Annotated in this window: 18 protein-coding genes; 11 read left to right on the top strand and 7 right to left on the bottom strand. The window is 60.3% G+C overall.

The window, feature by feature from the left end; translation table 11 throughout:
• Positions 1–7: 7 nt before the first annotated feature.
• From RTM06_RS12755 to aroQ, 3 genes are read left to right on the top strand one after another with little or no spacing between them, the layout of a single operon-like run.
• Positions 8–1,267 carry a gallate dioxygenase gene (locus RTM06_RS12755; protein ID WP_265297808.1) on the top strand — a complete coding sequence of 420 codons (1,260 nt, stop codon included), beginning with the start codon at positions 8–10 and terminating at the stop codon, positions 1,265–1,267.
• Positions 1,267–2,106: an amidohydrolase family protein gene (locus RTM06_RS12750; RefSeq protein ID WP_256696635.1), complete on the top strand. Its 840-nt coding sequence runs from the start codon at positions 1,267–1,269 to the stop codon at positions 2,104–2,106. The genes RTM06_RS12755 and RTM06_RS12750 overlap by 1 nt, the downstream gene beginning before the upstream one ends.
• Positions 2,103–2,534 carry a type II 3-dehydroquinate dehydratase gene (aroQ, locus tag RTM06_RS12745; protein ID WP_256696636.1) on the top strand — a complete coding sequence of 144 codons (432 nt, stop codon included), beginning with the start codon at positions 2,103–2,105 and terminating at the stop codon, positions 2,532–2,534. Before RTM06_RS12750 ends, aroQ begins: the two co-directional genes overlap by 4 nt.
• Here the strand turns inward: aroQ and RTM06_RS12740 are convergent, their stop codons facing one another.
• The gene (locus RTM06_RS12740) at positions 2,535–3,761 is read right to left on the bottom strand and encodes a LysR family transcriptional regulator (RefSeq protein ID WP_312182612.1); all 1,227 of its coding nucleotides are present in this window, start codon (positions 3,759–3,761) and stop codon (positions 2,535–2,537) included. It lies immediately after the preceding gene.
• Positions 3,762–3,891: 130 nt separating this feature from the next.
• Here RTM06_RS12740 and galB point away from each other — a divergent pair, with 130 nt between their 5' ends.
• The 8 genes from galB (at position 3,892) to RTM06_RS12700 (ending at position 11,355) form a co-directional block, all read left to right on the top strand.
• Positions 3,892–4,632: a 4-oxalmesaconate hydratase gene (gene galB / locus RTM06_RS12735; protein ID WP_061718569.1), complete on the top strand. Its 741-nt coding sequence runs from the start codon at positions 3,892–3,894 to the stop codon at positions 4,630–4,632.
• Positions 4,629–5,342, top strand: a complete 714-nt coding sequence (locus RTM06_RS12730; protein ID WP_312182610.1) for a 4-carboxy-4-hydroxy-2-oxoadipate aldolase/oxaloacetate decarboxylase — start codon at positions 4,629–4,631, stop codon at positions 5,340–5,342. Before galB ends, RTM06_RS12730 begins: the two co-directional genes overlap by 4 nt.
• 3 nt (positions 5,343–5,345) lie before the next feature.
• The gene (locus RTM06_RS12725) at positions 5,346–6,434 is read left to right on the top strand and encodes a 4-oxalomesaconate tautomerase (protein ID WP_312182608.1); all 1,089 of its coding nucleotides are present in this window, start codon (positions 5,346–5,348) and stop codon (positions 6,432–6,434) included.
• Between the two features lie 3 nt (positions 6,435–6,437).
• Entirely contained in the window at positions 6,438–7,322 is an 885-nt protein-coding gene (locus RTM06_RS12720; RefSeq protein ID WP_312182606.1) for a DUF1932 domain-containing protein, read from the top strand.
• A 116-nt stretch (positions 7,323–7,438) separates the two neighbouring features.
• Positions 7,439–7,894 carry a GlcG/HbpS family heme-binding protein gene (locus RTM06_RS12715; protein ID WP_061718565.1) on the top strand — a complete coding sequence of 152 codons (456 nt, stop codon included), beginning with the start codon at positions 7,439–7,441 and terminating at the stop codon, positions 7,892–7,894.
• A gap of 15 nt (positions 7,895–7,909) precedes the next feature.
• The gene (locus tag RTM06_RS12710) at positions 7,910–8,437 is read left to right on the top strand and encodes a sugar dehydrogenase complex small subunit (protein WP_312182604.1); all 528 of its coding nucleotides are present in this window, start codon (positions 7,910–7,912) and stop codon (positions 8,435–8,437) included.
• The gene (locus tag RTM06_RS12705; protein ID WP_061718563.1) at positions 8,430–10,031 is read left to right on the top strand and encodes a GMC family oxidoreductase; all 1,602 of its coding nucleotides are present in this window, start codon (positions 8,430–8,432) and stop codon (positions 10,029–10,031) included. The genes RTM06_RS12710 and RTM06_RS12705 overlap by 8 nt, the downstream gene beginning before the upstream one ends.
• Before the next feature lie 10 nt (positions 10,032–10,041).
• Positions 10,042–11,355: a cytochrome c gene (locus RTM06_RS12700; RefSeq protein ID WP_312182601.1), complete on the top strand. Its 1,314-nt coding sequence runs from the start codon at positions 10,042–10,044 to the stop codon at positions 11,353–11,355.
• Between the two features lie 45 nt (positions 11,356–11,400).
• Here the strand turns inward: RTM06_RS12700 and RTM06_RS12695 are convergent, their stop codons facing one another.
• The 6 genes from RTM06_RS12695 to nirD form a co-directional block, all read right to left on the bottom strand.
• Positions 11,401–11,808, bottom strand: coding sequence for a flagellar protein FlhE (locus RTM06_RS12695; protein ID WP_256696643.1), 408 nt, complete (start codon positions 11,806–11,808; stop codon positions 11,401–11,403).
• Positions 11,808–13,895, bottom strand: coding sequence for a flagellar biosynthesis protein FlhA (gene flhA / locus RTM06_RS12690; RefSeq protein ID WP_312182599.1), 2,088 nt, complete (start codon positions 13,893–13,895; stop codon positions 11,808–11,810). The genes RTM06_RS12695 and flhA overlap by 1 nt, the downstream gene beginning before the upstream one ends.
• Positions 13,888–15,039, bottom strand: a complete 1,152-nt coding sequence (gene flhB / locus RTM06_RS12685; RefSeq protein WP_256696644.1) for a flagellar biosynthesis protein FlhB — start codon at positions 15,037–15,039, stop codon at positions 13,888–13,890. The genes flhA and flhB overlap by 8 nt, the downstream gene beginning before the upstream one ends.
• Positions 15,040–15,307: 268 nt before the next feature.
• Positions 15,308–16,138 carry a uroporphyrinogen-III C-methyltransferase gene (gene cobA, locus RTM06_RS12680; RefSeq protein WP_256696645.1) on the bottom strand — a complete coding sequence of 277 codons (831 nt, stop codon included), beginning with the start codon at positions 16,136–16,138 and terminating at the stop codon, positions 15,308–15,310.
• A gap of 11 nt (positions 16,139–16,149) precedes the next feature.
• On the bottom strand, positions 16,150–18,753 hold the full coding sequence (locus RTM06_RS12675; RefSeq protein ID WP_312182597.1) for a nitrate reductase: 2,604 nt from the start codon (positions 18,751–18,753) through the stop codon (positions 16,150–16,152).
• Positions 18,750–19,815, bottom strand: a 1,066-nt coding sequence (gene nirD / locus RTM06_RS12670; protein ID WP_312182595.1) for a nitrite reductase small subunit NirD, incomplete at its 5' end; no start/stop codon positions are given. The genes RTM06_RS12675 and nirD, both read right to left, overlap by 4 nt.

Below are 19,815 nucleotides of genomic sequence, written 5' to 3'. Positions count from 1 at the left end.
AAAAATTATGGCTAAAATCATAGGCGGTTTAGCGGTTTCTCATACCCCCACCATTGGCTTTGCGGTTGATCACAACAAGCAGCAGGAAGGCGCATGGGCTCCGATTTTCGATGGTTTTGCGCCGATGCAGCGCTGGCTGGAGGAGAAAAAACCGGACGTGCTGCTGTATGTGTTTAACGATCACGTCACCTCCTTCTTTTTCGATCACTATTCGGCCTTTGTGCTGGGCATTGATGACGAATATGCCGTGGCGGACGAAGGCGGCGGCCCGCGCGATCTGCCACCGGTAAAAGGCCATGCGGCGCTGTCACAGCACATTGGTGCCAGCCTGATGGCAGATGAGTTCGATATGTCATTCTTCCAGGACAAAGCGCTGGATCACGGCCTGTTTTCGCCGCTGTCGGCGCTGGCACCGTGGCAAGGCGGCTGGCCGATGCAGGTGGTTCCGCTGGCGGTCGGCGTTTTGCAGTTTCCGATTCCGACGGCGCGTCGCTGCTATAAACTCGGCCAGGCACTGAAGCGCGCGGTGGAGAGTTTCCCGGAAGATCTGAAAGTCGCGGTGGTGGCGACCGGCGGCGTTTCACATCAGGTTCACGGTGAGCGCTGCGGCTTTAACAATCCCGAATGGGATGCGCAGTTTATCGATCTGCTGATCAACGATCCCGAGCGCCTGACCGAAATCACTCTGGCGGAATACGCCACGCTCGGCGGCCTGGAAGGTGCGGAAGTGATTATGTGGTTGATCATGCGCGGCGCGCTGTCGGCCAACGTCGAGAAACTGCATCAGGATTACTATCTGCCTTCGATGACCGGTATCGCCACGCTGATCCTCGAAAACCAGTCTCGTGAAGCGCCAGTTGATGTGCATCAGCGTCAGCGTGACAAGATCAACCTGCAAATGAGCGGCGTGGAAAAACTGCCCGGCACCTATCCGTTCACCCAGGCGCGCAGCCTGAAAGCGCTGCGCATCAACCGCTTCCTGCACCGCATGATTCAGCCAGAGTGGCGTAAGCGTTTCCGCGAAGCTCCGCAGGCGCTGTATCAGGAAGCCGGACTGACCGCTGAAGAGCAAACGCTGATTACCCAGCTCGACTGGCGCGGCATGATCCATTACGGCGTCAGCTTCTTCCTGCTGGAAAAACTGGGTGCGGTGGTGGGCGTGTCTAACCTGCATATCTACTCGGCGATGCGCGGCGAAACGCTGGAACAATTCCAGCAGACGCGCAATCAGCAGGTGCTCTACTCGGTAGCGGGGAAAAAAGAGTGATGTTTACGCAACCGGTTATCGACTGCCATCACCACGTTTTTGATCCAGTAAACTTCCCCTGGGCGCCTGAAAGTGCCTATAACCCGGACGGACACGAGCTGGCGACGCCGGATTACTATCGCGCCGTGATGCAGGCCTACAACATCCGCCACTCGCTGATTGTCGGCCCGACGTCGGGCTATAACACCGACAATCGCTGCCTGCTGGATACCATCAAGCGCGGCGAAGGACGCTTCAAGGGCATTGCCGTCACGCCGCGAGACGTGGATAGCGACACGCTCGCCAGCCTAAAAGATCAGGGCATCGTCGGCATTGCGCTGAACGTGGCGATGCTCGGCACCGAGCCGTTTCTCCAGCTTGATGCTCTGATGGGCAGGCTGGCGGAGCTGGATCTGTTTGCCCAGATTCAGGTGCAGAACGATCAGTTAATGGCGCTGATGCCGCTGCTGTCACGCACCCGCACGCGCCTGCTGATCGATCACTCCGGCCGACCAGACGTCAGCGCAGGCGTTGCACAACCGGCCTTTCAGGCGCTGCTGTCGCTGGCCGGTCAGCAACGCACCAGCGTGAAACTCTCCGGGCTGGCGAAATTCTCCCGCCAGCCGTATCCCTTCAGCGATGGACATCCCTATTTGCTGGCCTTGCTGGACGCCTTCGGCGCGGAAAACTGCATGTGGGGATCGGACTGGCCTTTCCTGCGCGCCACTGAACGCATGGATATGGGCACGCAACTGCTGCTGATCGAACAGCTGATCCCCGATGAAAACAGTCGCCGTCAGGTGCTTTGGCACACGCCACAGCGGCTGTTTGGTTTTACTGAATTACAGGAGTCACGATGAGAACCATCTATGTATTGAACGGCCCAAACCTCAATCTGCTGGGCACCCGTGAGCCAGCAACTTACGGCTCCGACACGCTGCAAAGCGTGGAAGCGCTGTGCCGCGCAACGGCGGAAGAGCTGGGCGTGGCGATTGAGTTTCGCCAGACCAACCACGAAGGTGAAATGATTGAGTGGATTCAGCAGGCGCGTTTCGAGGCGCAGGCGCTGGTGATCAATCCGGCGGCGTGGACGCACACCTCAGTAGCGATTCGCGATGCGGTGACCGGCGTGGCGTTGCCGTTGTGGGAAGTACATATTACCAACGTGCACAAGCGTGAGCCCTTCCGTCACCACTCCTATCTCTCCGATGTCGCGCAGGGCGTGATCTGCGGTTACGGCATTCGCGGTTACCGCTATGCGTTGATGGAAGCGGCGCGCACCGGCTGATTATTGGTCCTGACCGCACACTTCACGCAGGCAGCGGATCAGCGCATCCGCTGCCGGTGAGTGCAGACAGCCCGCCCGCACCGTCAGCCCGATGGCGCGATCGGTATCCGGTAACGGAACCGGTAGCGCCACCAGCGCGCCGGACGCCAGTTCCACTTCCAGCTGGTGCGCGGAGACCGCCGCCAGCATATCCGACTGCATCAGCAAGCCGCGCACCAACGCCAAATCGCCGGTTTCCACCACCGGATCGGGTGCCGGAATGCCCATCGCCTGAAAACTGTTATTCAGCAGATATCGCGCTGGCGTGGCCGAACGCGGTAGCACCCAACGCGCAGCGCGCAGATCTTCGGTAGAAAGCTCACGCCCGACTAATGGATGATCGTGACGCGCCAGCGGCACCATGCGTTCCGAGAACAGCGTCTCGCGCGTGACGTCCAGCGCATCTTCATCGCGGCGCAGCGCGCCAAAGATAAAATCGATATCGCCGGAGCGCATCTCCGAGGCCAGCACGCCAAAGGCGCTTTCACTGGTTACCACGCGCACGCCCGGATAACGCGCCGTCAGCATCACGATCGCCTGCGGCAGGATACGCGTGCGTCCCAGCGGCAGTGCGCCCACGCGCACCGTTCCCTCGAGTATCCCGCTGCGCGCGGCGATATCGGCCGGAATGTGGCGCAATTCATTCAGCGCACGCCGCACGTTGGCTTCAATTTCACGTCCGGCCAGCGACGGCATCATGCCGTGCGGCGTGCGCTCCAGCAGCGCGATGCCCGCGCCGTTTTCCAGCACGCGCAGCGCGGCGCTCACCGCTGGCTGGCTCAGTCCGAGACGTGCCGCCACCGTCTGCATATGCCGCGTCTGACACAGGGTGATAAAAATTTGCAGCCGACGTACGTTAAACAACCACAGCGGTTCCGCATCGCTGCGCTGTGCGCCGCGTCCCTGCAATTTTGCCAGCCGCTGCGGCACCTGATGCAGCTCCTCAATCGCCCGCAACGCGCGCGGCAGCACGCATTTACCGAAGTCAGTCAGCATCATGCCACCGGCATGACGTTCAAACAGCGTCACGCCTAAGGGGAGCTCCAGGTCGCGAATGACGCGGGTAATGGCCGACTGGGTGCGAAATAATTCATCTGCCGCCCGCGAGACACTGCCTTGTGCCACCACCTGACTAAATGCCCTGATTTGCATCAGGTTTGTCAGCTCCTGCGTGCCCTTTTCTGCCATCTTTCCCTGCCCCTTTTCGCCACCGACCGATGTCGCAATATAAATAAAACGCATACCTGCTGCAATTAAATGAATTATCGCCGCCAGGTTGGCAGTGACAGCATGGAAAAAAACAGCGGAGGAGTATGCCATGACTAACAACACCCCCAAAAAAACCGCGCTGGTGGTCAGCGCTCACTCAGCGGATTTCGTCTGGCGCGCCGGCGGTGCCATCGCGCTGCACCATGCGCAGGGCTATGACGTTCACGTTGTCTGCCTCTCGTTTGGCGAGCGCGGCGAGTCGGCCAAGCTGTGGCGCAAAGGAGAGATGAGCGAGGCGAAAGTCAAAGCCGCCCGCCGCAGCGAGGCGCAGGCCGCCGCCGAGATTCTCGGTGCCAGCATTGAATTTTTTGACCTCGGCGATTATCCGCTGCGTGCCGATAAAGAAACCCTGTTCCGCCTTGCCGACGTCTATCGCCGGGTGCTGCCGCATTTTGTTCTGACCCATTCGTTGCAGGATCCCTACAACTACGATCACCCAATGGCCACGCATCTGGCGCAGGAAGCGCGCATTATCGCCCAGGCCGAAGGCTACCGTCCGGGCGAAAAAATTGTCGGTGCGCCGCCGGTTTACTGCTTCGAACCGCACCAGCCTGAGCAGTGCAACTGGAAGCCGGATGTGCTGCTGGATATCACCTCGGTGTGGGACAAAAAATATCAGGCGATTCAGTGCATGGCCGGGCAGGAACATCTCTGGGAATACTACACGCGCGTGGCGCAGCAGCGCGGCGTGCAGGCTAAGCGTAACGTCGGGATAACCACCAGCCGCGACATCATTTATGGCGAAGGCTATCAGAGCATTTTCCCGCGCGTAACCGAGGATCTGGCATGAGCATCATCGCGAAAAAAGGCGTCGCGGTGCGCCACATTCCCCGCGCGACAACTGCGGATATCGACGCGCTGGCGCGCTTTGGCGTCGCCACCGTGCACGAAGCGCAGGGCCGCAAAGGCTTGCTCGATCCCGCTATTCGTCCGATTCAACAGGATTGCGCCATTGCGGGCAGCGCGGTCACCGTGCTGGTGGCACCGGGCGATAACTGGATGTTCCACGTCGCGGTGGAACTCTGTCAGCCGGGCGATGTGCTGGTGGTTGCGCCAACCTCGCCGTGCAGCGACGGCTTCTTCGGCGATCTGCTGGCGACCTCGCTACAAGCGCGCGGTGTGCGCGGGCTGGTGGCGGATGTCGGTGTGCGTGATAGCCGCACGCTGCGCGAGATGGGCTTTGCCGTCTGGTCGCGCGCGGTGTATGCGCAAGGCACCGTCAAAGAGACGCTCGGTTCGGTGAACGTGCCGCTGGTATGTGCCGGGCAGCTGATCTGGCCGGGTGATGTGATCGTCGCCGATGACGACGGCGTGGTGGTGGTGGCACGCGATGAAGCCGCCAGCGTGGCAGCCAAAGCGCGTCAGCGTGAAGAGCTGGAAGAAAGCAAACGCCTGCGTTTAGCGGCCGGTGAGCTGGGACTGGATATCTATCAGATGCGCCCACGCCTGGCGGAAAAAGGACTGCGCTATCTCGACACGCTCGATCAACTGGAGGAGTAAACCATGCGCCAGCGTCGCATTCCCTGCTTACTGATGCGCGGCGGCACCTCCAAAGCCGCCTGCTTTCTGGCGCAGGAGCTGCCCGCAGATCCTGTGACACGCGATCGGGTGCTGCTGGCGGTGATGGGATCGCCCGATATCCGCCAGATTGACGGCCTCGGCGGGGCCGATCCGCTCACCAGCAAAGTGGCGATCGTCAGCGTTTCACGCCGGGACGATGCCGATGTCGATTACCTGTTTGCCCAGGTCAACGTCGATCAACCCCGCGTTGATTACGGGCAAAACTGCGGCAATATCCTCGCCGCCGTCGGGCCTTTCGCCGTGGAACGCGGGCTGGTAAAGGCAGGCAATCAGCGCACCCGCGTGCGCATTTTCATGCAGAACACCGGGCAGATCGCCGAAGCAGCATTCGCCACGCCCGACGGTGAAGTCGACTATGACGGTGACTTAAGTATTGATGGCGTACCCGGCAGCGCAGGCGAGATCGCCCTCACCTTCAAAGACATTGCCGGATCAAGCTGTGGCGCGCTGCTGCCGACCGGTCAGGTGCGCGACTGTTTTGATGGCATTGATGTCACCTGCATCGACAACGGCATGCCGGTGATTTTAATCCGTGCGGCAGATGTCAATTGCAGCGGCTATGAAAGCCGCGAAACGTTGGATAACGACAGCGAGCTCAAGCAGCGGCTGGAGTCGATTCGCCTGCAGGCCGGGCCGCTTATGAACTTAGGGGATGTCAGCCAGCGTACGGTGCCCAAAGTCACGCTGTTGGCCGAAGCGCGTCACGGCGGCGCGATCAGCTCACGCACTTTTATTCCGCACCGCTGCCACGCCTCGATTGGCGTGCTCGGCGCGGTGAGCGTCGCCAGCGCCTGCCTGATCCCCGGCAGTGTCGCCGACGGACTGGCGCGCACCAGCCAGCAACCTCAGCAGCGCCTGAGCGTGGAACATCCCAGCGGCGAATTCAGCGTATTGCTGCAGCGCGAAGGCGATAACCCGCTGGCGGGCTGTGGTCTGCTGCGCACCGCGCGCGCCATTTTTGCCGGTGACGTCATGATTCCGGCGGCGGTCTGGCCCTTCAGCAAGGAGTAAATAATGAACATCACCTTTATCGGTTTTGGCGAAGCGGGCGGCATTCTCGCCCATGACTTACAGGCGCAGGGCAACACGGTGACGGCGTGGGACCGCAAAGCCCTCGCGGCAGAAACCCTGCCCGCGCTGCAGCAAAAAGCGCAACAAGGCGGCGTGCGATTGGCCACTTCGCTGGCGGACGCGCTGCAGGATGCCACGCTGGTGTTCTCCACCGTTACCGCGTCGCAGGCCCTCAACGTGGCGCAGCAGGCGGCCGCGCTGTTACAGGCTGGGCAGCATTTTCTCGATCTCAATTCCGTCGCGCCGCACACCAAACGCGCCGCAGCTGAAGTGATTAACGCCGCAGGCGCCAGCTATATCGACGTGGCGGTAATGGCGCCGGTGCCACCCAAGCGGCTGGCGACGCCGCTGCTGATTGGCGGTGCGCAGGCAGAACAGGTGCAGCCGCTGCTGCAACAGTTGGGCCTCAATAGCCGTTTGCTGGGTGGCGAAGTGGGTGAAGCCTCGGCGATTAAAATGTGCCGCAGCGTGATGATCAAAGGCCTCGAAGCGCTAACCACCGAATGCCTGAGCGCGGCGCGCCAGTACGGCGTAGAGCAAGCGGTGCTCGATTCGCTACACGCCAGTTTCCCGTCGCTGGGCTGGAACGATCAGCTGCCACACTACCTGATCAGCCGCGTGGCGGAGCACGGCCAGCGACGCGCTGAAGAGATGCAGGAAGTGGTGAAAACCTTGCAGGACGTCAAGGTACCGGCCGCCATGAGCACAGCAATTGTTGCCACCCAGCAAGGGCTGATTGATGCATTAAACGCCCGTGCCCTGCGCTATCAACAACTGACACCGTTCGTTTGGCAAGAGACGCTGGATAAGATCTATCCACCTCAATGAGTTATACGTCTAAAGGTATGCGTTTTGTTTATCGGCAATTGTTTACATTTTTGCAACGGCGTAGCGTAAGCGAGACGAGAAGCAGGTTTCAAAACAATAACTATCGGAAGCAAAACATGAAGATTAGAGCATCTGTCGCCCTTTCCCTGCTGCTGGCAGCGGGTATTGGCCAGGCCAGCGCAGCCGCGCTGGACGCCAGCCACACCAACCAGGTTATCACCAGTGTCAAAAACAGCATCAGCGCCCAGCACAGCACCGGCTGCGTGGCGGTGGTTGATGCCAGCGGCACGCTGCTGGCCTTCCAGCGCCTTGACGGCGCGTCGCCGGGCTGTGTCGATGCCGCGATTGGCAAAGCGCGCACCTCAGCGCTGTATCACGCTCCTTCCCTGAAATTTATGCAGCGCCTGCAGAGCGGCGAAACCACCGTGCTTGCCATCCCGCACGCTGTGGCGCTCGGCGGCGGTTTCCCGCTCACGCTGCAGAATGAAGTGGTCGGCGCCGTCGGCGTCAGTACCCCCAAACAGGATCTGGATAACCAGGCTTCAGAGGCTGCCGCTCAGGCATTGAAATAACTTTCGGGAATTTCCATGATGACTCTTTCACGCCGCCGGTTGCTGACCGGCACGGCGGGCCTGCTGGTGGCTGGCGTCCTGACGCAGGCGCTCCCCGGCAGTTTGGCTTTCGCCTCGCCACCGCTGGCCGCCGCAGTGGCTCCGTCCGCCAGTTTTACTGCGATTTCCGCCCGATTAACCGGACTGGATCAGCCGGATGCCCTGCTGGCGCAGCGCCTCTACAGCTGGCTGCACGCGCATTTCCCGCAGCTGGACAGCCAGCTTGATACGCTCAGCGCGCTACTGCAGCAGCAACCTGCCGCCAACGGCAGCAGCCTGCTGGCGCTGCTGAGTACCCAACCCAAAGCCCTCGACGATCTTTATCAGACGCTGGTTTCCGGCTGGTATCTCGGCGTTGTCGGGCCGCTGCCGCGTCCGCAATGTATCGCTTTTGAGAATATCGTCAGCTACCAACTGGTGCGTGATTCCCTGTTACCACCGAGCTACGCGCCGGGGCAACCTAACTTCTGGACGCAGCCGCCTGCAAGGAGAGCACATGTCTGATTCATTAAGCGCCGACGTGGTGGTGATTGGCGCCGGCATTGCCGGTTCACTGGCGGCGCTGAAGATGGCCAAAGCCGGCGCTTCGGTATTGATGCTGGAGTCCGGCCCGGAGATTAAGCGCGATCAGGCGGTGGAGTATTTCCGCAACTCGCCGTTTAAGGGTGACTTCACCGAACCGTATCCGCCGCAGCCGTGGGCACCGCAGCCTAAATTCATTCCCAGCGATAACAATTACCTGATCCAGAAAGGCCCGGATCCCTATCGCGCCCAATATCTGCGCGGCACCGGCGGCACCACATGGCACTGGGCTGGACAAGCGTTCCGCCTGTTGCCGAACGATATGCGCATTCAGTCGCTGTACGGCATTGGCCGCGACTGGCCGATCAGCTATGACGAGCTGGAACCTTATTATTGCGACGCCGAATACCAGATGGGTGTTTCCGGCGACAGCGATCTGGCTTCGCCGCGTTCACGCCCTTATCCGCTGCCGGGCATTCCGCTGCCGTACGGCTTCGATCGTCTGAAGCAGCGACTCGGTCCGCTGGGTTATGAGGTCGGCATTGGCCCGCAGGCGCGCAACAGCATCGCCTACGACGGTCGCCCGGCCTGCTGCGGCAACAATAACTGCATGCCGGTTTGCCCGATTGACGCGCAGTATCACGGCGGTATCGCCGCACGTAAAGCGCTGGATGCCGGCGTAAAAATCGTTACCAACGCGGTGGTGTTTCGCATTGAGGCCGACGACAAAGGCACTATTCAGGCGGTGCACTATCTCGATCAGAACAAAGCGCGCCATCGCGTGACCGGTAAACAGTTTGTCCTGACCGCCAACGGCATCGAAAGCCCGAAAATCCTGCTGCTCTCCACCAGCGATCGCTACCCGAACGGCATCGCCAACAGTTCCGGCATGGTGGGCCGCAACCTGATGGATCATCCAGGATCGTCAGTGGAGTTCTATGCCGATGAGCCGGTGTGGTTTGGCCGTGGACCGATGCGTCCCGGCAGCATCAATAATATGCGCGACGGAGATTTTCGTGGCGAGCGTTCGGCGCTGCGTATCGACCTCGCCAACACCTCGCCGGTGCGCTATCTCACCGAACGTCTGGTGCGTCAGGGCTATTACGGCAAGGCGCTTAACGACAAGCTGGCCTTCCAGGCCGAGCGCTTTGTCCAGCTTAAGTGTTTGCTGGAGATGCTGCCGGAGCCGCAAAACCGCGTCACGCTGAGCAAAACCGAGAAGGATGCGTGGGGTATTCCTCGCCTCGAGGTTTACTACAGCTTCCCGGAATATGTGCATCGCGGCTATGACCAGTCGATGATCGACTTCCAGCGCATGGTGAAAGAGATGGGCGGAACGGAAGCGGTTTACAGCAAGCGCGGCGTTTACGACAACAACCAGCACATTACTGGCACCATGATCATGGGCAGCAATCCACAGGATTCGGTGGTGGATGGTCACTGCCGCACCCACGATCACCCGAACCTGTTTATCGCCGGCACCGGCATTATGCCGTCGGCCTCGACGGTTAACTCAACGCTGACCGGAACCGCGCTGGCGCTGCGTATGGCCGATAGCGTTCTGGCAAGCTTGTAAGGAGCACCCGATGAAACCTGTATTTATTCAGGCCGCTATCGCGGTGGTCCTGATGCAGTGCGCTGTGGCGCAGGCGGCGGACAATACCGCTCAGATTAAGCGCGGCGAATATCTGGCGCGCGCCGGTGACTGTACCGCCTGTCACACCGCCACCAACGGCCCGCTGTTTGGCGGCGGCTTTGCGGTCAGTACGCCTTTCGGCCAGATCTGGGGCAGCAATATCTCCTCCGATAAGCAGTACGGTATCGGCAGCTGGAGCGACGATCAGTTCGTGGCCGCAGTGCGCGACGGTATTGGTAAAAACGGCGAGCAGCTCTACCCGGCAATGCCGTATGACTCCTTCACCAAAATGAAGCGCGACGATGTGCTGGCAATCAAAGCCTACCTGATGTCGATGCCGCCGGTGCATCAGGCTTCACCGCAAACCGACCTGCCGTTCCCGTTCAACCAACGCTGGGGCATGCGCTTCTGGAAGTGGTTTAACTTCGATAAAGGCGAATTGCAGACCGATACGCAGCATAGCGCGCAGTGGAATAATGGTCGTTATCTGGTTGAAGCGCTGGCGCACTGTGGCACCTGTCATACGCCGCGTAATCTGACTATGGGCATGGACAACGATAAAGCGCTGGCGGGCGGCGATCTTGGCGGCTGGATGGCGTACAACATTACGCCAGATAAGCAGGCAGGCATCGGTGACTGGAGCCAGCAACAGCTGGTGACCTACCTGAAAACCGGGTTTGTCGCCAATAAAGCCAGCGCCTCTGGCCCAATGGCCGAAGCGATTGAGCACAGCCTGCAATATCTGCCGGAGAGTGATCTGCAGGACATCGCCACCTATCTGCGCAGCGTCAAGCCGCAGCCGGACGCGCAGCAAACCCGTGCGCGCGACAGTTGGGGACAACCTTCCACCGCGCTGATTGCACTGCGCGGTGCCGATGATGCGACCCGCAACGCCCAGCCCGGCGCGGTCGTGTTTGCCGGTAACTGTGCCAGCTGTCACGGCGCGGAAGGTGCGGGATCGGGCAGCGATTTCCATGCCTATCCGTCACTGTTCCATCACACCAGCACCGGCGCGGCAGATGCGCTGAACGTGGTATCGGTGATCCTCAACGGCGTACATCGCCACATGACCGAGGGCGAAGTGTTTATGCCGCCTTTTGCCCCTGAACTGAGTGACCAGCAGGTGGTGGATGTCAGTAACTTTGTGACCCAGCAGTTTGGTAATCCGGCGGCGGCCAAGGTGGATGCGAAGCAGGTGAAAGAATTAAGAGAGGATGCAAAACTGGCTTCACCACCGATTTACGGTCAGGGAGATAAGCCTTAATTAACGTATTCGGCGGTGCAGGACGCGCCGCCGATGTAACACGCGTTACTGGTAATTCACCGTCACTTCACTGCTCACCACGCGCAAGCCCGGCGGCAATGCGCCCTTCCCCTGAAAGCCAAACGCCAGATGCAGCGTCTCTTCCGCCGCCACGTTGGCTAAGCCACGCGTACTGCCGCTAGCACCTTCAATCTCGACACAACGATCGCCCGCGCACAAACGTACCTGCAAACCCGAAGGCGCAGGACGGCTGAGCTGATAACGCCAGTTCACCAGCGAGATGTTACCCGGCGCGCTGGAGGGCGCGCGCAGCGCTGGCGTCATCAGCCAGTTACCGCGTACGCCCATGCTCGGGCCGCTGGCGCTGGCGCTCCAGGCACCGCTGGCCGCATCGACAGCGAGCGGCAGCGCCATCATCGGCAACATCATTAATGCCCAGCACCAGCGACGCATTACTTGCCTCCAATGGTGGCGGTCATGCGGATTTGACGGTTGTCGGTCAGCTCCATATTCGACAGCACAATCAGCTGCGGCAGGTTGCGGCGCAGGAAGCGCGCCAGCAGCGCACGCAGCGGATGATTGACCAGCAGCACCGGCGGCGCGCCCGCCATCTCTTGCTGCTGCAGTGCACCTTGCGCCTGCACCAGTAAGCGATCCGCCAGACCCGGCTCAAGGCCGCCGCCCCCCTGCAGCGCCTGCAGCAGCAGACGTTCCAGCGTAGCGTCGAGGCCAATCACCTGCACTTCGCCGTTGCCAGGGAACCACTGTTGGGTAATCGCCCGTCCCAGCGCCACACGTACCACGCTGGTCAGCTCTTGCGGATCGTTCTGCACCGGCGCATGTTCCGCCAGGGTTTCAATAATGGTGCGCATATCGCGAATCGAGACACGCTCGGTCAGCAGGTTTTGCAGCACTTTGTGCAGCGTGGTCAGGGTAATGACGCCTGGCACCAGATCTTCGGTCAGCTTCGGCATCTCCTGCGTGACGCGATCCAACAGCTGCTGCGCTTCCTGACGGCCAAACAGTTCGCTGGCGTATTGTCCAATCAGGTGATTGAGGTGCGTTGCCACCACGGTGCTGGCTTCAACTACGGTAAAGCCCTGAATCTGCGCCTGCTCTTTCAGGGCGCTCTCGATCCAGATCGCCGCCAGACCAAAGGCCGGATCGACGGTCGGCTCGCCCGGCAGCGAACCGGCGGCGGTGCCTGGGTTAATCGCCATCCAGCGTCCCGGATAAGCATCGCCGCTGCCAATTTCCACGCCTTTCATCAGGATGCGGTAACGCGCGGGTGGCAGCTCCATGTTGTCACGGATATGCACCACCGGCGGCAGGAAGCCGACCTCCTGCGCCACCTTCTTACGAATACTGCGGATACGCCCCAGCAGTTCGCCGTTTTGCAGGTGATCGACCATCGGAATCAGGCGATAACCCACTTCCATGCCGAGTGAATCTTCCAGCTGCACATCGGTCCACGACGCTTCCACGGTGGCCGGCGTTTCCTGAGTTTTCACCAGACTGGAGGCTTCGGTTGGTTTCTTCGGCTGCATTTCGCGTCCGCGTAACCACCAGGCCAAACCCAGCAGCGCAGCGGTAAAAAGCAGGAACACCAGGTTTGGCATACCCGGCACCAGGCCGAGCAAACCAATCACGCCGCCACTCAGCATCAGCACGCGCGGGTTCTTGAACAGCTGGGTCACCATCTGCTCGCCGACATCCTGATCGGTGCCCACGCGGGTGACGATGACACCCGCCGCGGTGGAGATCACCAGCGCCGGGATCTGCGCCACCAGGCCGTCACCAATGGTTAACAGCGTGTAGGTTTCGCCCGCATGGCCGAGATCCATGCCGTGCTGCACCACGCCGACCAACAGGCCGCCGATGATGTTGATCACCATGATCAAAATGCCGGCGATGGCGTCACCACGAACAAACTTACTCGCACCGTCCATCGAGCCGTAGAAATCGGCTTCCTGCGTCACTTCGGTACGGCGTTGTTTGGCTTCCTGTTCGCCAATTAAACCGGCGTTGAGGTCGGCATCGATCGCCATCTGCTTACCTGGCATGCCATCCAGCACAAAACGCGCGCCGACTTCAGCGATACGTCCCGCACCTTTGGTGATAACCATGAAGTTGATGATTACGAGGATGATAAACACCACGATACCGATGGCGAAGTTACCGCCAACGAGGAAGTGACCAAAGGCTTCCACCACGCGTCCGGCGGCATCGGCACCGGTATGGCCTTCCAGCAAAATGATACGCGTTGAGGCGACGTTCAGCGCCAGACGCAGCAGCGTCGAGAACAGCAGAATGGTCGGGAATGCGGCGAACTCCAGCGTGCGCTGGGTGAACATCGCCACCAGCAGCACCATGATCGACAGCGCAATGTTGAAGGTGAACAGCAGGTCAAGAATGAATGCGGGTAACGGCAGCACCATCATCGACAGGATCAACATGATCAGTACCGGTCCCGCCAGCACCTGCCATTGCGTGTCTTTAAAGTTGCCCGGTAAACGCAGCTTCTCGGCTAAATTAGCCATCGTTAGTGTTCTCTCCTGCAAAGTCCATGTCTGCCGGAACCGGCAGGTTTTTTGGTTTGTTTGGAATCAGGCCGCCTTCGCGCTTCCAGCGTCGCAGCTGCCAAACCCAGGCCAGCACTTCTGCCACCGCGCCATACAGCGCGCCGGGGATGAACTGACCAATTTCTGTGTGTCGGTACAACGCACGCGCCAGCGGCGGTGCTTCGAGAATCGGGATGCGGTGCTCTTTGGCGAGCTCACGAATCTTCAGTGCGATATCGCCGGCGCCTTTGGCAATCACTTTCGGCGCACTCATCTTGCCTTCCTGATACTTCAGCGCCACCGAGTAGTGCGTTGGGTTAGTGACGATGACATCGGCTTTCGGCACATCAGCCATCATGCGACGACGGGCGGCGGCGCGCATCGCCTGACGAATGCGCCCTTTGACGTGCGGATCGCCTTCGTTCTGTTTGTGTTCGTCACGAATTTCCTGGCGCGTCATCTTCAGCTTTTTGAAGTAGCTATAAAGCTGCCAGAACACGTCAAAGCCGACCATCGGGAACAGGCCGAGCATGATCAGCCCGCAGCAGGCGGCGATCATTGATAAACCATGATGCAGCGCGTTGATCGGCGATTCACTCATCAAACGCAGCATCTCTTGCCAGTGGCTCCAGATGTACCAACCGGCGACGATGCCCACCAACACCGCTTTCATAATCGACTTCACCAGCTCAGCGGCAGTTTGACCGGAGAACATGCGGCCGATACCGGTGAGCGGGTTAAGCTTTTTGAGATCGAACTTGATGGATTTGCCGCTGAAGTTAAGGCCGCCCAGCGCCATCGGTCCAGCAATCGCCACCACCACTAAGCCGCCCATCAGCGGTAGCAGCGCGATCACCGCCTGCTTAATCAGGCTGCCGATGTGGCCGATGATGACTTTGTCATCGCTGACCATGCCATGGTCAAAACGAAAACCGGTGGCGACCATGCTCGCCAGACGCTCCGCCATGCTGTTGCCGCCAATCCACAGGATCAGCAATCCAATCAACAGCATCATCACTGAAGTCAGCTCGCGCGAACGCGGAATCTGCCCCTCTTCACGCGCTTTTTCAAGTCGGTGGGGCGTGGGCGATTCTGTTTTGTCCTCGTTACTCTCTTCAGCCACGACATACCTCAGCTGGCAGGAATTCTGAGCATAGAATGCCAAAACCCCGTCAGGCTAAAGCGCGGATTAAAGGGGGGAAATGTGAGCTTATTTAGCCATAAGTGAAATTGTGGGCTGATGGGTCGCCATAAATGACGAAACGCCGCTCAGTTAAGCATTAGTTTGCATATGTATGCAGGTGCGCATGAATGCACACCCTACGAAAAGCGCGCTAATCCTTTGTAGGGTCGCCATTTATGGTGACCGAAAGATGCTTAACTGACGTGCATTACGCCATAAATGGCGCCGCGACCTTACTCGAATGTGCGTTAATGCTGACCGGATGGCGATAAAAGCGCACCACGTCACCAATCAACAATAACGCCGGTGATTGTGCTTGTTGCACCTCAACGGTATGTGCCAGCTCAGCCAGTGTAGTGATCATCACCCGCTGATCGGCGCGCGTGCCGTTCTCAATAATGGCTACCGGCGTCTGCGCGCTGCGGCCCTGCGCCTGCAGCTGTGCGCTGATGCTGGCACTCCATTTCAGCCCCATATAAAACACCAGCGTCTGGTTGTCGGCGGCGAGGCTAGCATCATCCAGCTGCGGTTCACCGCTTTTGCCGTGACCGGTAATGAACCGCAGCGACTGTGCGCAATCACGGTGCGTGAGCGGAATGCCGCTGGCTGCCGCGCATCCGGCGGCGGCGGTAATACCCGGCACGATCTGGCAGGTGATTCCCGCCTGTTGTAGATAGAGCATCTCTTCACCGCCGCGCCCGAAAATAAAGGGATCGCCACCTTTGAGCCGCACCACTTGCCGCCCGCTGCGGGCTAAATCCACCAGCAGCTGATTAATTTGCGCCTGCTTCAAACCGTGGCTGCCGGGCTTCTTGCCGACATCAATCGCCAGCGTCTCCGGCGGCACTTCCGCCATGATCGCCTCGCTCACCAACCGGTCATACACCACCACATCGGCGCTGTTGATCAGCCGCCATGCTTTTAAGGTGAGCAGTTCTACGTCCCCCGGCCCGGCCCCAACCAGCCAGACGCCACCTTGCGCTTGTTCGCCGTCACGCGGATTAAACAGCTTGTCGAGGGATTCACTGGCTTGCGTCATGATGTTTTCCGTTACTGCGCCACGCGCAGAGATGAGAGCAGTTGTTTGAGCTCCGGAATACAGGAGCCGCAGTTGGTGCCGCATTTCAACACCGCGCCAAGCGCCGCCGGGGAATCACAGCCCTCGGCGATAGCCCGGCGAATCGCCACTTCTCCGACGCCAAAGCAGCTGCAAAGGGTTCGTCCGTGGCTGCCACCCTGCGTTGGTCGTCCACCTAACAGCGCATGTCGCTGCTGTGGCGAATCGGGCGGCTGGCTGAAGGCCTGCGCGATAAAGGGGTGATCGATTTCTGGCAGCCAGGGCGCGGCATAAAAGGCACATGCCAACTTGTCCTCGCGCCAGCCAAGCCAGTGCAATTGCTGTCCTGCCTGCGCCTGCTGCCATTGCAATGCGGACATGCCGGGCAGTTGCATCAGCCATTCGCCAGCATGGGCGTTGCCCGCCAGCACATAGCGCTGTACGCCGGGCTGCGGCGCACGCGACCAGTATAGTAACGCAGGCGGCGTGATGATGTCCGGTAGCCACAGCCAGCCTTGCCACGTCGGACGCAGGGGTTGCAAACGCACCACTGTTTGTTTCAACGCTGGCTGAGCGGAATCGGGACAACAGGTGGCCGCGACTAATCCATCGACGTTGGCCTGCCCGCTGAACTGCCTTGTCCAGTGCATCGGCACAAAGAGTTGCCCACGCTGCAGGCCGCTGTCGAGGGTCACGCGTCCGCTGTACCAGCCCAGCACCGACTGCACGCGCGTCACATCGCCGTGGCTCAAGCCATGGGCCGCCGCATCCAGCGGGTTTAGCGCGACAAAGGGTTCATCGTAATGCTGCATCAGGCGCGACACGTTGCCGGTGCGCGTCATGGTGTGCCACTGATCGCGGATGCGGCCGGTGTTCATCAGCAGCGGATAATCATTGGTCGTGAGGGTTTTAATCGGCATCGCGGGCGGCAGCAGACGCGCTTTGCCATCGGCATGGTAAAAGCGGCGATCGGCAAACAGCCGCGCGGTGCCGTTGGGTGACGCGGCAGTGATCGGCCACTGCACCGGCGCTAACTGGTCATATTGCTCACGAGCGATGGTTGCCAGCGCGCTGATATCAAAGGCGCGCGTGCCGTGATTCTCAAAACCGGACAGCGCGGCATGCTCGGCGAAAATCTCGCATGGATGCTGCCAGGCAAAGGCCGCGCCAAAACCGAGCCGCTGCGCCACCTGCGCCAGCAGCCACCAATCTGCTTTGGCCTCACCGGCTGGCGCGGTAAAACTGCGCTGACGTGAGATACGCCGCTCCGAGTTAGTCACGGTGCCGTTTTTCTCACCCCACGCCTGCGCCGGAAGTAGCACGTCAGCAAACTGTGCCGTGTCGCTGTGGGCGCTGACTTCCGACACCACCACCAGCTCGCAATTCGCCAGCGCCTGCGCCACGCGGTTACCTTCCGGCATCGAAACGGCGGGATTGGTACCCATGATCCACACCGCCTTGACGTCGCCGCGTTCGATGGCGTTGAACAGATTTACCGCCGTCAGTCCCGGCTGCTGCGCAACACGATCGCTCCCCCAAAAGCGCGCAACACGATCAACCTCTGCTGCGCTAAAGCCCATGTGCGCCGCCAGTTGATTGGCTAAGCCGCCCACTTCACGGCCGCCCATGGCGTTGGGCTGTCCGGTAAGCGAAAACGGTCCGCAGCCCGCACGGCCGATTTTGCCGCTCAGTAGATGCGCATTGAGGATGGCGTTGTTGTTATCGCTGCCGGTTTGTGACTGATTGATGCCCATGCACCACAGCGTCAGCACACGCGGTTGCGCGGCGAACAGCTGCCAGAACGCCACAATCTCATGCTCACTCAGCTGGCAAGCAGCGGCGACCGCCGCCACATCCCACGCCTCACAGGCCGCTAAGGTCGCCTCCACATTGGCCAGATGTGGCAACATGCTGGTATCAATACCCGCATTGCGCGCCAGCCAGTTCAGCAGCCCGGCAAACAGCGCGCTATCGGATCCCGGTTGCAGCGCCAGATGCAGGTCAGCAAGGTCACCGCTGGCCGTACGACGCGGATCGATCACCACCAGCTGCATCTCTGGGCGTTCGGCTTTGGCTTGCACCACCCGCTGCCACGCCACCGGATGCGCCCATGCTGCATTGGAGCCGACCAACACCACGACATCAGCCTGTTCAAGATCGTCATAGCAGCACGGCACCGCATCGGCACCGAAAGCGCGTTTGTAACCCACCACCGCCGACGCCATACACAGCCGTGAATTGGTATCGATGTTGGCAGCGCCGATAAAGCCCTTCATCAGCTTATTGGCGGTGTAATAATCCTCCGTCAGCAGTTGACCGGAGCCGTAAAAGGCCACCGCCTGCGGGCCATGTTGATCGATGATGCGCCGGAAACCCGCTGCCACATGGTCCAATGCGGCATCGATACTGACGCGCTGACCATCAATCTGCGGCCAGAGCAAACGACCGTCATGCGTCAGGGTCTCGCCCAGCGCCGAACCCTTAACGCATAGCCGACCGAAATTAGCCGGATGCTGGCAGTCGCCGCTTACCGGCACATCCAGGGCTTTCACCTCCACGCCACAGCCAACGCCGCAGTACGGACAGGTGGTTTTCATGAGGCCGCCGCCAGCGCAATAATCGGCTGAGGGCCGAGCCACACTTTGCCGCCCTCCACGCGCACCGGCCAGCAGCGCAGTTGATGGTCTGCGTTATCGAGGCTTTGTCCGTCGCGCAACCGCACGCGCTGCTTGTAGAGCGGTGATATCACCACCGGCTCGCCCGCTACGTCGCCGAGAATACCACGCGACAGCACGCTGGCTTGCGTGCCGGGCTCAATATCTTCCAGCGCATAAATCGCCTCGCCCAAGCGGAACAAGGCCACACGCTGACCGCCCAGCCGCGCACCCATACCCGCAGACGGCGGGATAGCGTCGACAGGGCAAATGGCACTCCAGGGTTCTGCCGGCAACGTGGTGACCGGAATGCTGTCTGCTGTCGCTGGCTGACGCTGACCGCGCACCTGCACATAGTTGAGCGTCTCGTCGGGCTGCGCGCTGTTCACGGTGGCGGTAAACAAGGCGCGACGCGAAGGATCCTGCAGCGTGCTGTGCCATTCGCACTGATAGCGATCCACCACGCGCTGCATCTCCTGCTCCAGTTGCGCGGCCATGCCAAGTGAATCCTCGATCACCACCTGACGCAGGTAGTCGAGTCCACCTTCCATGTTATCCATCCACACGCTGGTGCGCTGCAGACGATCGGCGGTGCGGACATAGAACATCAAAATACGGTCAACATAGCGCAGCAGGGTTTCATCATCGAGATCGCTGGCAAACAGATCGGCATGACGCGGTTTCATCCCGCCGTTGCCGCAGACATACAGGTTCCAGCCTTTTTCCGTGGCGATTACGCCAATGTCCTTGCTCTGCGCTTCGGCGCATTCACGCGTGCAGCCAGAAACCGCCATTTTGATTTTGTGCGGGGCGCGCAGCCCTTTGTAGCGATTCTCTAATGCGATGGCGAAGGCGGTGGAATCCTGTACGCCGTAGCGGCACCAGGTTGAGCCTACGCAGGATTTTACCGTGCGTAGCGATTTGCCATAAGCGTGACCGGTTTCAAATCCGGCCGCGATTAAGTGTTCCCAGATATCCGGTAGCTGATCGAGCCGCGCACCGAAC

The sequence above is a fragment of the Pantoea sp. CTOTU46764 genome (genome assembly GCF_031974595.1).
Classification (GTDB): domain Bacteria; phylum Pseudomonadota; class Gammaproteobacteria; order Enterobacterales; family Enterobacteriaceae; genus Pantoea; species Pantoea trifolii.
This window is presented reverse-complemented; position numbering and strand designations above follow the sequence as displayed.